Here is a 14,134-nt window from a genome sequence, read left to right on the forward strand (position 1 = left end):
GTACAAAGCTGTCTCTCTATTTTACTCGCTTAAAAAGCTATCAAAAAATACATAACAAACAGCGCTATATTGATGCTCTAATTGATATAGGATGCTTATCATTTAACTGCAGTAAGTCCCAAAGATTGCCGTACAGATCTTCAAAAACCGCCACTGTGCCGTAATCTTGCTCTTGAGGTGGGCGCACAAATTTAATCCCATCGAGTTGCATGCGGTTATAGTCGCGCCAAAAATCGTCGGTATTCAAAAAAAGAAAAACCCGTCCGCCGGCTTGGTTACCAATAAAATCATGCTGCTCCGGTTTAGATGCACGAGCTAGCAACAACGACACTCCGTTTGACCCCGGAGGCGACACCACAACCCAGCGTTTGTCTTGTTCTGCTTGATAGGTGTCTTCAATTAGATCAAACTTCAATTTATTAACATAAAAATCAATGGCTTCATCGTAATCATTCACCACTAGCGCGATGTGAACTATAGACTGTTTCATTATTATCCTTTGATAGCGTTGTAAATTAGCCAGTGAGTGAGCGTTGTAAATTAACTAGTGAGTTAATGCAAATTTACTGTGCCGTCGATTATGCATTAATTAACCAGAACTCGGGATAATAAACGCCTCGCAAACAGCCTTTTTCCTTGCTAACTGCGTTATTTTTTACATGAGAAGACTTGCAATAGGCCAGCTATTGACGGGTTAATTCGTTTTGTTAGTAAAACAAATGACAAGTTTGAGAGTGGTTAATGGCTAAGCTTAATATCTTTATCATTCTATTCTCATCTCTACCCCTAGTTCAGGTTAATTCGATAGGTATGGAGATATTGACGCATAAAAAAAGCCACAGCAATGAACTGTGGCTTACTGATACTAGCGAGTCAGTGAATTCTAAATCGATTAGTTCTTTTTAGAATATTTTGCAGCTTCTTCACCCGCTAAGCGACCGAAGGTGATGATGTCTGAAATGGCATTACCACCTAAGCGGTTAGCACCATGAACACCGCCAGTAACCTCACCAGCACCATACAAGCCTGGGATAACCTGCTTCTTAGCATTCATGACTTCAGCTTTAGTGTCGATCATCACGCCACCCATAGTGTGGTGAACACCAGGTGTGACTTCGATTGCGTAGTAGTTACCTTCGTTAAGTGCGCGCGGTAGGTTTGGACGCTCAAAATCAGTGTCTTTACCGCTACTCACTAAGCTGTTGTAACGCGCAACGGTTTCAGTAAGTGCTTTGCCGTCAATACCTTCCATTTTACCTAATTTAACTAGGCTATCTGCCGTTGGTGCAACACCTAAACCAATATACTTATCAATTTTTGACAGTGATTTACGCACAGAATCATCAAAAATCAAATAAGCTGATTTACCGGTTTGCGCTAAAATAGCGGCAGACGCTTTATCACGAGTAGTAATTTCGTTAACGAAACGCTTACCTTCACGGTTAACCAAAATCGCACCATTACCACGTACCGCTTCAGTGACCATTACGCCACCTTTAACAGATAGTGTTGGGTGAGCTTGGATATACTGCATGTCTTTCAATGCGCCACCCGCATTTTCTGCCACATCCAGTCCATCACCTACTGCACCAGGTTGGTTAGTAGAGATAAAGCCTTTTAGCGAAGGATCGAGTTTAGCGACACGTTCGTTATTTTTAGCAAAACCACCCGTTGCTAAGATTACCGCATCGGCTTTCACCCAGTAGTAACCTTTGTACATACCCTTAACCAGAATACCTTTAACAGTGCCTTTATCATCTTTAAGCACTTCAATGCCGCGAGTGTTCATGCGTAAGTCGATATTACGTTTCACTGCATTATCATAAAGTACTTGAACGACATGGGCACCAACACCAGCACCACCAGTTGGACGGTGTGCACGGTTAACAGATGCACCGCCCATCATGCCAACATCGGTTAAATCGGCGCCCATAGCGGTCATCCAATCAACAGAGTCTTTAGAGTGTGAGCTTAATACTTTAACTAATGCAGGGTCATTTATGTTTTGGCCACCTTTCATGGTGTCTTCGAACATTAACTCTGGGCTATCAGTAATTTTTTTGGCTTTTTGTTGATCAGTCCAAGCAGCGTTCATGCCACCTGCAGCCAACTTAGCATTACCGCCAATAACAGGCTCTTTCTCTATAAGAATGACTTTAGCACCACTATCTGTTGCAGATATTGCAGCAGAGAAACCTGCGCCGCCAGAACCGACAACCACTACGTCAACAGTGTCGTGTGGGGCGCTAGCAAGAGCAGCCTGACGTTCTGATTTGTCTTTGGCCAATTCAGCAATAGTCGGTTCGTCACGTAGCCATTTTTTAGCATAAGGCATGTTGAAATCGAAGCTGTGGCAAGAGTCACAGTACACCATCGATTTTTCGTGTGCGCTGTGGCATGAGGTACAAGCTACTTCGCCTGGGAAATGGGAAGCATGAGCATTGTAATGTTCATGTTTTGTGGTTTCAGCTACTTCAGCAAGTGTGCCATGGCAAGATACACATTGGGCATTTTCATAGGTTAAGCTGTCGTTTGACAGTTCACCATCTGGTGTATGACAGCTATCACACTCTTGGTTTTGTACATGGAATTCAGCTAAGTTATCAGCGGCAACAGCATTGCCCATTAGGCCTGCTGTGCCCATTAATGTAGCAATACAGACTGCAAGATTGATCTTTTTCATTTTTGCTCCCCCTTCTATACGTAATGACGGTTTATTCATTAACTATAGAAGCCTCTTATTGTTTTAGTTAGGCTGAAGTGAAACTGACTTCACTTCACTTTAAAAATACGGTCCAAATTAGCATCGAGTTGGTCAGCTATTATTTTCGCTCAATGTAATCTTTGCCTAAGGGGGCGCAATCAACAACCAGATAACCAGAATAGAGGGCAGAAATGACAACTCAATCACAAGCCTAAAAATGCGCTATGCAAACATGCATAGCTATAAAGGGGTATATGCAATTTTGCATAGCTTATGTAGAGGTAGATCACATCGAGTTAACATCATAAGAAAACGTACATAATGATTTGCTAATTCGGGTAATGCTGCACAGTTTCAAGTGGAGAAAATAGGTAATATCGCGGCATGAAAACTCTATTGCTATTACTTATCATCATCACTATGCCTGTGCTCGCGCAAGACAGCATTGTCTTTGGCGTACACTCAAAAACAGCGCCATTAGAGTGGCGTAATAACGGTGTTGATCAAGGCTTTAATATCGAGTTGATGGATAGAATTGGCCAGCTGACCAATAAGCGCATTATTGTACGTCGAAAGAGTTTTCAACAATTGGTAAAAGATGTTCATGATCCTGACAGCGATATCGATGTGATTACTGTGGTTAGCCCGGTGAACATGGATCGCAAGTTAGCTCAATCTGATCCTATATATGCAACCCATGCTAAAGCTTATACCTTGCAGGGTAAGGCGTTAATAAACAATTGGGCAGATCTTGTTGGTAAGCGGGTAGCTATTAAAAATGGTGCCTTTGTTGATGTGTTTTTATCTGACCATCTGCAAAATTTCGACCGCGTGGATGTTGATTTGTATGAAACCGGTTTTCAATTACTGATAAAAAACCAAGTCGACGTGGTTATTGCCGAGAGTTTTGTTGCGCGGCGCTTACTTCCGCTATATCCATCGGTACGCAGTTCCAGTGATGCGTTAATTTATGGTGCGTTTAATTTTGTCGCGAATGAGACAAAAACCGAACAGATGTACCAAATTAACGAGGCGCTTAGGCAGTTAAAATTATCGGGCGAATACGACAAACTGGTTAATAAATGGTTTGGCACCGGGCGTGAAAAAGTTGATTTAACCTCTTCCGAAAAGCGCATGTTTGCCCTCGCAATTTTAGTGGCGATTATGTCTGCTATTGGGATGATTTTCACCGGATTTATAAGCGCTAGTTTACGCCGTCATACTAAAGCGCTCGATGCCGAATTAATTCAACGAAAGCGGATTGAAGTTGAAATATCTGAATTGTCGCAACAGTTCCAATCCGTTCTCGATGGGCTTCCTAATGGCGTGACCATAGTAAACCAGGAACTCCAGCATTTATGGAGTAACGATAACAATATTCACCTGTTAGATTCAGATGGATTTTACTATGTCGACAACGATGTTTTTAAGCTTAAAGCCGCAGTATTGGAGGTGTTATCGACCCAAAAATCGCTTACTGCCGACATGCGGTATCAGCAGCAGTGTTGGCAATTACAAATTCATCCCATTGCCAACAATCAGGTGGTGATTCTACTTGAAGAATCAACCGAGCAGCATCGATTACGCCAAGCTAATGAAGAAGCCAGTCGTTTAGCTTCATTGGGAGAGTTGTCTGCGGGAATTGCCCATGAAATCAATAATCCAACCGGCCTTATTGTGCATGCTGTATCACTATTTACCGCGGCCATGAAAGACTTAACGCCTGCCGCTAAGCACTATCAGAAACAAAATCCTTTCTGGCTTATTGCTGGGCTAAATCCAGACATTGCGATAGAAGAGTTACAGTATAGTTGTGGCTCTATAGAAGAGGGTGCTAAACGTATCAGTCGAATTGTTAATGACCTAAAACGTTACGCCATGCCGCATATTGCCGATCAATATACCCGAGTGAGCTTAAATGATGTGGTTCAAGTGGCCCAGCGCCTCACCGCGAATCAAACAAAATCTCATCAGATCAGCACCCTGTTATGTGACCCTAGCCCTAGCATTACAGGCGATGCTCAACAGTTACATCAGGTGTTAATTAACCTCATTCAAAATGCGTGTAATGCTTGCTCAACCCAGCCCGGGATAATAGTGATAGACACACATGTTGCAAACAATATGGCCATCTTGAGTATCCAAGATAATGGCTGCGGGATGGGCAGTGCCACATTAAAGCGTATTACCGAACCCTTTTTTACCACTAGGCGCAACGAAGGTGGTAGCGGCTTAGGGTTATCGGTGTGCAGTAAAATAATTAAAGAACATCAAGGCGAAATGCAGATTCAGTCTACCTTAGGCAAAGGCACGCAAATTCGACTTATTTTTGCATTAGCACAACAGGATTAGCCCATGAAACTAGCCAGAAATATTCTGTTAATCGACGACGAAGCAGCATGGTTACGCACACTCGCGATAACTCTGAACCGTCTAGTTCCCGAAGCTGAAATTGACACTTGTGTCGACAGTCGCCAGGTGAGTAGTCGCTTACAGGTTGGCGACTATGCGCTAGTGCTAGTCGATCTCACCATGCCATTTCACTCCGGTGAAGAGTTATTAGCGATGATCCGCAGTGATTTCCCTAACACTCGAGTCATTATAGTGACAGGGGTAAATGAGGTTGATACAGCAGTTCGTTGCATTAAAAATGGTGCTTATGACTACTTTATCAAAACAGACAATGTCGATGAACTTGCTCGTACAGTTCGCCGCGCACTTGAAGTAGTCGGGCTTGAAAGAAACTACCTTTACATCAAAGAGAAATTTTTAAGCCGAACCTTAGATAATCCGCATGCATTCAATAACATGTTAACTTGCGAGCCACAGCTATTAGATCAGTTTCGTTATCTTGAAGCCGTATCGTGTAGCCCTGAACCCTTGTTAATTTATGGCGCCAGTGGAACCGGTAAAAGCGAGTTTGCTCAATCTTGCCATGCACTTTATAGCCCTAATGAACCCTTCGTTAGTATTAATCTTGCGGGTATTAGTTGCGAGTCATTTGAGCAAAAAATGTGTGGCCAACTGTATCATCACAATAATGGCGAGCTAGAAGCGGTTGCAGGTTTATTGCATCAAGTGGGCAGTGGGATACTCTATCTTAACGACATTGGCACGCTACCACTGGATGCCCAAATTAAGTTATTAGCGCTGTTAGAAAGCAAACAATATTACCCTTTAGGTAGCGACACTGCCTATCCGGTAAAATGTAAGTTTGTGGTATCAACTCAAGATGATTTACTCAAACTTCATCAAGCAGGTAAGTTTAGGAGCGATCTACTCTATCGTTTACGGGCACATAAAATTAAATTACCGCTGTTAGCTGAGCGGCAGTTAGATATTGCTATGTTGATCAATCATTTCATCGCCCTTGCCGCAGCAGAAATGAATCTGCCTGCGCCGATTCAACCAAGCGACTTAGCGTCAAAACTCGCCAGTTACAACTTTCCCGGTAATCTACATGAACTTAAAGGAATGGTCTTTGATGCTGTAAGCCGCAGCGATGGCATAGCGCTTAACACCTCTGCTTTTATGGAAGCCATTAATGAACACAAGTCATTGACTGCAACGCCGCAAGACCGAATTATCTTTCCCAAACAACTGCCCACCATTGCACAGATGAACCAAGCGTTAATGGACGAAGCCATGAGCCGTACCGCTAATAACCAAACTGCAGCAGCGCAAATACTGGGTATCAGCCAAAGTGCATTAAGTAGGCGGCTTAAAGGACATTAGTGCTGAGCATGATGGAATTTAGTTAATATGTATAAATAGCGGCGACTGAGTGCAGGTCTTGTTAATCTGTTTCTCGCTGAGATTTTCTTGTAACGCTGCATTAGATGTTTCGAATATCTAAGCACTGAATACTAGCTTCTAGTTACTGGCTTTCTGTCACTTGTTATTGATTTCAATCATATTTTTTTCTTTAAATTTTAACATGTTATTCGATTTACATCCTTGTGCATCTTCCCTACCTAAAGGGCAGGGCGAGAGTTCAGTAAATAATGCTGTATTAACACTAAATATGCCTTTCTCTTTGGTTAGCATGCCTTTTTTCTTTAAGCTTCCCAGCATTAAGTCTAACTTTATGACGCTAATATGTAATATATCAGCAATTTCTTCTCGAGTTAGCTTTATATCAATGGTAAGCCACATTGATATAAATGGTGTCTTTAAAGCAACGATAATATCAAATAGAAACTTAATCAGTTTATCTTCCGGTGACGATGTTAATAAGAAAATAGCCAATGCGGTTTGTCTTTCTGTAAAATAGTTGGCATCAAACATAAAGCGTGTAAAAAGCTCAATATCATTCTTTATTAAGTTTTTAATCAAAGATTTATCGACAATAATTATCTCACTGTCGCGAGCGACTTTAATACTTTTACAACAAGTACAATTATTCTCTAATAGTAAATGATAATCAGTCAGTCTGTTGGGTATGATGACATTAACAAATTTAGGCTTAGTATAGTTATTGGTTCTTTTTATATAAAATAATAATCCAGTATTTAAATAAATAAAATTATTAAGAAGAATGCTTTTAGGTATTAGTTCACCTTTGCTCAAGGTTTTTATCTCACCATTTTTTTTAATGAAACTCATGATGTCAGGTTTAACTATATCTGGAAAGAATATAGTAGATTTTCCTTTCATTTCAGAACTTAAGGACATAACTAGAGCCATATCAACATACCTTAATGTTTAATTTCATTACGTGATTTACCAATCGAATACTTGACAGTATAAACCCAAAAAGTATTTAACAAGTTTCAATTCTATGCATATTTATATTGTGCGGTATTTATCACATATTTGTTTAAGTTGTGATGGATGGTAAGTAATTTAAATTAGTTTTGTTTTCTGTTAAGTCAATCACACGTTATTTACCATTGTTTATACCCATATATAGGTATTTTGGCGGATGGTTTGATTAAATTAGCTCAAGAAGTTTGCAGATGATAACGGAATGTTAAGTAGGGCCAGCTAGTTAGTGTTGTTTGGTTTAAACCTCGATAACAACAAATAAGCTTTCGATTATATTTTCTACAACAAACATAGTAACTGACGTTAAAAAGTAATTATTCACAGGTAATGACATGAAAGTAAAAAATTCAGATTTAAGGAGGTATTTAACAATGAGATCTCTCTATCAACTTGCCATGCTCATTGGCTGTGGACTCTTAGTAATGCAAAGTGCTCATGCATTACCGTGGGACGATTTAACAGCAGAAAAATTAGAAACTACGCTACAACAAAAGTTTGATGAAGGAAAGTATTCTCCTAAAGGGGCCGACTCTTGCCTTATGTGTCATAAAAAAAATGAACAGGTGATGGACTTATTTAAAGGCACTCACGGAAAGGTCATTTCAGAGGCATCTCCAATGGCGGGCTTACAGTGTGAGGCATGCCATGGTCCACAAGGTAATCATAATCGCGGTGGTAAAGAACCGATGATAGCCTTTGGTAAAAACAGCAAACTATCTGCTCCAACCCAAAATACTGTTTGCCAAGGTTGCCATAATGACCCTAAACAAATGGCGTGGCATACCAGTACTCATAACTTAGAAGAAATTGCTTGTAGTGATTGCCATACCATTCATACCGCGAAAGACCCCGCACTAGATAAATTGACCGTAAATAACACATGTACCTCATGCCATACCCAACAAAAAGCGGATATGAACAAGCGCTCATCGCATCCAATGAAGTGGGACCAAATGACCTGTATTGATTGTCATTCCCCTCACGGCTCAATGAGCGAAAGCGCACTCAATAAACCAACGGTAAATGACACTTGTTATAGCTGTCATGCCGAGAAACGCGGGCCTTTCTTATGGGAGCATGCGCCAGTAACAGAAAATTGTATTACTTGTCATAACCCTCATGGCAGTGTCAATGACAATATGCTTGAAAGCCGAGCACCACAATTATGTCAGCAATGTCATGCCAATGACGGTCATGCTAGCCGTGTTGTCCCAGAACCTGGTATTGATTCATTTGGTGGCGGCAAAAGTTGTTTGAATTGTCATAGCAAAATTCATGGTTCTAATCATCCTGCTGGCAGTTTGCTACAACGTTAATGGAGAGCAAGTTTATGTCATTTAAATTGAATCTGATCACCATATCCATGATAGCCATGTCATCACCTGTTATGGCTGCTAATTTTGCAGTTGGTAACGCAAACATGGATTCGGTGAATACAAAAAATTATGAGTGTAATCGTTGTATAAGTTCTGCGGGGTACCAAGGTGAGGTAACGCTTGCTGCGGGTTATAACGACATTAATGATATTCATGCGGCTAATGCCTTAGGTACTGACAATAACGGCGGTATTGCGGCAGTGAGTGGAAATATCAAATACCAAGGTGAGTCAGGCTATGAAGCGAAGATTCAAGCTTATCAGTTAGGTATGGATAATGGTTTTGCTCATCTATCTGGCGGTCAAGCTGGCTTGTATGAATTTAACTTAGATATTGATTCTATCAAAACCTATCAAGCTGGCGATGTTCAAAGTTCGCTTTGGCACAACAACGGTATGTTGATGCCTAGTGACAGTCTTAATGAATTTGACCTAAATCAACAACGTGAAAAAGTCGGTTTAGGGTTTGAATTTGATCAAGATTTCTATGGTGTATTTGTTAAATATAGCCAAGAAGATAAAACGGGTTACAAGTCTAGTAGTCTCGTATCACCCAGCCCAATAAATTTTGGTTTACCGACAGATTCTACCACTCAACAATTGGATGCTGGCATCCACTTGTCGGGTGATAACTGGTTAACTGAACTGAGCTACTTTGGCAGCTATTATGAAAACAACATCGACAATCTAAGCCTTCCATACGTTAATGACGTGTATTCGGCGACACCAGATAATCAAGCTCATCAAGTGTCGTTATCAGGTCAATATCAGCTCCACCGCACTGTGATGAATGGACGTATTGTCGCAGGACGTATGATCCAAGATGAAGATCTTATCCAAATGGCGGGTAATCCACTGCAAAATTGGGATGGTCAAATCGATACGCTAGACGGTCGTTTCGCTCTGACCTCAATGATAACTAATCGATTACGTTTAGGTGGCAGTATTGATTACACCAAGCGAGATAATCAAAGCTCTACCGCCGAGTTTGCTCAATATAACTTTAATAGTTTAACCGGCGCTTTTAGACAAAATACCCCTCGTGATTTGGAACGTAATACTTATAAAGTCAACGCAAGCTATCGCATCGCCAGCGGTTATCGCTTGCAAGCTGGTTATGATCGCAAAGACGTTGATCGTACTTTTAGTGACAGAGAACAAACCAATGACGATAACTTATGGATGAAGTTCAATGTTCGCGCATTAGATAACGTTAACGTTAATCTTAAAGTTGAGCATGCCAATCGCAGTGGATCTGAGTATGAAGCAAGCGACCTAACCTCATCTGAAAGCAACAGCTTATTGCGTAAATACTACTTAGCAGATCGTGACCGCAATGCACTCGAATTCAAGATTGTGCATAACCCAACTGATTGGATGAATCTGGGTATCACCACTCGTTATGCCAAAGACGAATATGACGATACTAAAATTGGATTAACTGAATCAGAAGATTACGGATATGACGTTAATGTAAATATTCAATTTAATCAGTATATAGATGGTTATGTGTTTGGGAGTCAGCAATGGATTAACTCTAATCAAGCAGGCAGTCAAAGCTTTAGTTCATCTGATTGGCAAGACGATATTGAAGATGAATTTATCAATATAGGTACGGGTTTAAGCTACAGCGGTTTAATGCAAGACCGTCTGATAGTAGGGATCGATTATCTATTCAGTAATTCCATTAGTGACACCCTAGTTCACAGCTACATTGGCTCTACAGATACGCGTAGCACTTACGGCGATTATTATTCATATAGTCACAGTGCCAGCATGTATGCAGATTATGCCCTAAGTGAGCAAATGGCACTTAAATTAACTTACCGCTATGAACGCTATTTCGATACTGATGCAGCTAACGTAGGGGTCAATGATATTGCAGGGATGATTACCTTGGGTGATATCAATCATAACTACAACGCACACCAAGTGATGTTGTCATTTAGCTATAAATTGCATTAAACGTATCGTAAATACTACGCGAGGATATAGAAATGGAACGTAGAAATTTCTTAAAAATGAGTGCAGCAATTGGCGCTGCAGCAACTATCACTGGGTGTGAAGATAGTGCGAAAAAAATCAATGTAGTACCACCAGAAGTACCAGAGAGTTCGCTTGAACAGCTTAACTGGTCTGCGTGCTTAGTAAACTGTGGTTCAAATTGTCCTATTAAAGTATTCAGTAAAGACGGTGTTATCACCAGAATTGAAACAGACCATGAAACAACTGATGAATATGGTGTAAACCATCAAGCTCGAGCCTGTCCTCGTGGACGTTCACTCCGTCAAAGAACCTATGCAACTGACCGACTACGTTCACCCATGAAACGCGTGGGTAAACGTGGTGAGGCAAAATTTGTCCCTATCAGTTGGGAGCAGGCTTATTCAGAGATAGGCACCAAATTACAAGCCATTAAAGATAACTACGGCCCTGAATCAATTTACATGCATTACGGTACAGGCGCTTACTATGGTTTCTCATCGAATACGGCAACTTGGGGGCGCTTGCTAAATTTAAATGGCGGTTTTTTAGACCACCATTGGGATTATTCATGGGCCGGTGTGTACCCAGCATGTATGGCCACTTATGGCGACCAGTGGGATAGCATTGGTGGTAGTTCGTTAAGCGAAATCGTTAACTCTGATTTATTTATTGGATTTGGTTTTAATCCAAATGAAACTCGCATGAGTGGTAGCGGCGAAGGCTATGATTTTGTTAAGTCTCTAGAGCATAATAACAAAAGTATCAAAGTCTGGATGATTGAACCTAGATACACAGATTCAATGCGTGGTAATGAAGATGAGTGGCTTGCAATTCGCCCAGGTACTGATGCTGCGTTAATTGAAGCTGTTATTTATCAGATGATAAGCAGTGGTTGGGTTGATCAACATGCCAAACCATTTTTAGATAAATATGCTGTGGGTTATGACGAAGCATCGTTAGTGAACACTAAAGCGTCTGTTATGCTAAATGCTGATCCTTTCATTGCTTCACACGCTGAATTTATCGACCCAGCACAAAACTACCATGATTATATTATGGGCCAAGGCATATTTGAGCTTGAAGGTGCAAAAACGCCAGCTTGGGCTGCCGTAGTCTGTGGAGTTCCAGCGAATAAAATTGAACAACTAGCCACCGCTATTATGGCCGCTGAAGCGCCCTATATTTCTGCAGGTGCGGGTATTAGCCGTCATGCAAACGGCGACCAAGCTACCAGAGCCGTTTATACCCTAGCCATTATGACCGGTAAAATTGGCCGCGCTGGTGTCAATAGTGGCGCAATGCCAACAAGTTATAGTTTCGGTGTTGCAGGTATGCCAACAGGCAGTAACCCTGTAGATGTGACCATTCCTGTTTATACATGGTCAGATGCCGTTGTACGTGGTGAAGACTTTAGCGGAACATCTGATGGCGTTCGCTTTACCGCAAGTGGTAGCCAAGAACTATTCGACAATAACCCAGCAAAATTAGGTACCAACATTAAAGCGATTATCAACTGTGCTGGTAATGCTTTAATCAATCAACATTCAGACAGTAACGGTACAGCCCAAATCCTCGAAGATGACAGCATGTGTGAACTGATTATTGTCAGTGATTGTTGGATGACATCTTCTGCTAAGTTTGCCGATTACCTACTGCCAGATAGTACATGGTTAGAATCAGTCGATTATGCCAACGATTCATATGCATCTGGTCAAATGGCCTATGCAACCTTTATGAGTACCTCATTAAAACCGCTAGGCGAATCACAATCTATGTATGAGATTTGTGCTGGTATTGCAAATGCGATGGGTAATGGCGCTGAATACACTGAAGGGCTTAACGGCCAACAATGGTGTGAAAAGCTTTATCAACAAACTAAGGCGATGAATACCGATGTTGATATGCCAGATACTTATGAAGAAGCTCAGAAAGTCGGGGTTTTCCGTAAATACATGTCTGCCTCTGTGGTTGCATTTGAGTCATATATTCAAGATCCAGTTGCGAATCCTAGACCGACAATTTCTGGGAAATTTGAGATTTTTTCAATATCTCTTGCACGTAAAGCGGCCACTTGGTCATTACCTACTGGAGACCAAATTACTCCTCTACCTCAATATGTGGTGACGTGGGACGGCTATCAAGATCAAGATACTATTGATGCTGGCTACCCATTACAGTTATGTGGTTACCATACCAAAGGTCGAACTCACTCAAGCTATCACAATGTGCCATGGCTTAGAGAAGCGGTAGAAGATGCAGTATGGATGAATCCGAAAGATGCCTCTTCTCGCGGTTTAGCTGATGGCGATATGGTTCATGTTTACAACGGTAGAGGAACAATTGAACTGCCTGTTAAACTCACTCCTCGGGTGACTCCTGGGGTCTGTTCTTTAGGGCAAGGTGCTTGGTATAAACCAGATGCGAGTGGAAAAGTAGGTCCATCTGGCCATGTTGTGGATATTGGCGGCTGTATTAATACACTGACAAAATATCATCCTTCCCCTGTATCAAAGGGAAATCCACAGCACACCAATCGTGTTCAGGTAGTCAAGGCTTGATAGGGGTATATTAAAATGACACAAGAAACTCAATTAGGATTTTATTTCGATAGCAGTAAATGCACTGGCTGTAAAACTTGCCATATAGCCTGTAAAGATCGAATGGTTGGCAAAACGCGCAGTAAAGATGATGTGACTAATCAAGGCGTATCAGCAATGCCTGGTATGTTATGGCGCCGGGTTTATGAATACGGTGGTGGTTCATGGGATCAAAATGGCGATGAAAGTTATAATCAAAATGTATTTGCTTATTATGCCTCTGTTGGTTGTAACCATTGTAACGAACCTGTGTGTGTAAAAGCTTGTCCGACTGGTGCTATGCATAAAAGAAAAGAAGACGGACTGGTACTGGTTCAAGAGTCGTTATGTATTGGCTGTGAAAGCTGCTCACGAGCTTGCCCATACGATGCGCCGCAGATTGATATTGAACGTAAAGTCATGACTAAATGTGATGGTTGTTTCGATAGACTAGCAGAAGGTAAAAAACCGATTTGTGTTGAGTCATGCCCTTTACGAGCACTGGACTTTGATACGATGGAAAACCTACGAGCTAAATACGGTAATGGCGATGGTCACTTTGCGCCACTACCTTCTGAATCGATTACCTCGCCTAACCTAATTGTTAAGGCATCAAAGAAGGCCCAACCTGTAGGTGCAAGTACGGGGCGGATCTTAAACGTTCGAGAAGTATAAATTATTGAATAGAGGGTGTAATCAGCGTATTACACCCTTCCATCCCAGTTA

Annotated in this window: 9 protein-coding genes; 6 read left to right on the top strand and 3 right to left on the bottom strand. The window is 41.4% G+C overall.

The annotated features are described in order from the left end of the window. Nucleotides 1-64: 64 nt before the first annotated feature. Both AAEY97_RS10250 and AAEY97_RS10255 read right to left on the bottom strand, forming a co-directional pair. On the bottom strand, nt 65-490 hold the full coding sequence (locus AAEY97_RS10250) for a VOC family protein (RefSeq protein ID WP_182743788.1): 426 nt from the start codon (nt 488-490) through the stop codon (nt 65-67). Nucleotides 491-892: 402 nt separating this feature from the next. Next, nucleotides 893-2,683, bottom strand: coding sequence for a flavocytochrome c (locus AAEY97_RS10255; protein ID WP_350998643.1), 1,791 nt, complete (start codon nt 2,681-2,683; stop codon nt 893-895). A gap of 405 nt (nt 2,684-3,088) precedes the next feature. Here AAEY97_RS10255 and AAEY97_RS10260 point away from each other — a divergent pair, with 405 nt between their 5' ends. Together AAEY97_RS10260 and AAEY97_RS10265 are read left to right on the top strand one after the other, a co-directional pair. Beyond that, the gene (locus AAEY97_RS10260) at nt 3,089-5,056 is read left to right on the top strand and encodes an ATP-binding protein (protein WP_350998645.1); all 1,968 of its coding nucleotides are present in this window, start codon (nt 3,089-3,091) and stop codon (nt 5,054-5,056) included. A 3-nt stretch (nt 5,057-5,059) separates the two neighbouring features. Then, the gene (locus AAEY97_RS10265) at nt 5,060-6,439 is read left to right on the top strand and encodes a sigma-54-dependent transcriptional regulator (protein WP_350998648.1); all 1,380 of its coding nucleotides are present in this window, start codon (nt 5,060-5,062) and stop codon (nt 6,437-6,439) included. Between the two features lie 156 nt (nt 6,440-6,595). Here AAEY97_RS10265 and AAEY97_RS10270 read toward each other — a convergent pair whose 3' ends face one another. Continuing rightward, nucleotides 6,596-7,390 (bottom strand): Crp/Fnr family transcriptional regulator, encoded by a 795-nt coding sequence (locus AAEY97_RS10270; RefSeq protein ID WP_162024031.1) that lies wholly within the window; start codon nt 7,388-7,390, stop codon nt 6,596-6,598. 476 nt (nt 7,391-7,866) lie between these two features. Between AAEY97_RS10270 and AAEY97_RS10275 the strand changes: the two genes are divergently transcribed. The 4 genes from AAEY97_RS10275 to AAEY97_RS10290 are packed head-to-tail and all read left to right on the top strand — an operon-like array spanning nt 7,867 to nt 14,083. After that, entirely contained in the window at nt 7,867-8,787 is a 921-nt protein-coding gene (locus tag AAEY97_RS10275; protein WP_502959452.1) for a DmsE family decaheme c-type cytochrome, read from the top strand. A gap of 14 nt (nt 8,788-8,801) precedes the next feature. Beyond that, the gene (locus AAEY97_RS10280; protein WP_350998650.1) at nt 8,802-10,811 is read left to right on the top strand and encodes an MtrB/PioB family decaheme-associated outer membrane protein; all 2,010 of its coding nucleotides are present in this window, start codon (nt 8,802-8,804) and stop codon (nt 10,809-10,811) included. 32 nt (nt 10,812-10,843) lie between these two features. Continuing rightward, nucleotides 10,844-13,390 carry a DMSO/selenate family reductase complex A subunit gene (locus AAEY97_RS10285; RefSeq protein WP_350998653.1) on the top strand — a complete coding sequence of 849 codons (2,547 nt, stop codon included), beginning with the start codon at nt 10,844-10,846 and terminating at the stop codon, nt 13,388-13,390. Nucleotides 13,391-13,405: 15 nt separating this feature from the next. Further along, nucleotides 13,406-14,083: a DMSO/selenate family reductase complex B subunit gene (locus tag AAEY97_RS10290; protein WP_162024027.1), complete on the top strand. Its 678-nt coding sequence runs from the start codon at nt 13,406-13,408 to the stop codon at nt 14,081-14,083. The last annotated feature ends 51 nt before the right edge of the window (nt 14,084-14,134 follow it).

This window comes from Shewanella sp. TB7-MNA-CIBAN-0143 (assembly GCF_040310065.1).
GTDB lineage: Bacteria > Pseudomonadota > Gammaproteobacteria > Enterobacterales > Shewanellaceae > Shewanella.

Bases quoted from the DNA above. Each gene is read 5' to 3' on its own strand.
- AAEY97_RS10250 (WP_182743788.1), bottom strand. From the start codon at position 490: ATGAAACAGTCTATAGTTCACATCGCGCTAGTGGTGAATGATTACGAT.
- AAEY97_RS10255 (WP_350998643.1), bottom strand. From the start codon at position 2,683: ATGAAAAAGATCAATCTTGCAGTCTGTATTGCTACATTAATGGGCACA.
- AAEY97_RS10260 (WP_350998645.1), top strand. From the start codon at position 3,089: ATGAAAACTCTATTGCTATTACTTATCATCATCACTATGCCTGTGCTC.
- AAEY97_RS10265 (WP_350998648.1), top strand. From the start codon at position 5,060: ATGAAACTAGCCAGAAATATTCTGTTAATCGACGACGAAGCAGCATGG.
- AAEY97_RS10270 (WP_162024031.1), bottom strand. From the start codon at position 7,390: ATGGCTCTAGTTATGTCCTTAAGTTCTGAAATGAAAGGAAAATCTACT.
- AAEY97_RS10275 (WP_502959452.1), top strand. From the start codon at position 7,867: ATGCTCATTGGCTGTGGACTCTTAGTAATGCAAAGTGCTCATGCATTA.
- AAEY97_RS10280 (WP_350998650.1), top strand. From the start codon at position 8,802: ATGTCATTTAAATTGAATCTGATCACCATATCCATGATAGCCATGTCA.
- AAEY97_RS10285 (WP_350998653.1), top strand. From the start codon at position 10,844: ATGGAACGTAGAAATTTCTTAAAAATGAGTGCAGCAATTGGCGCTGCA.
- AAEY97_RS10290 (WP_162024027.1), top strand. From the start codon at position 13,406: ATGACACAAGAAACTCAATTAGGATTTTATTTCGATAGCAGTAAATGC.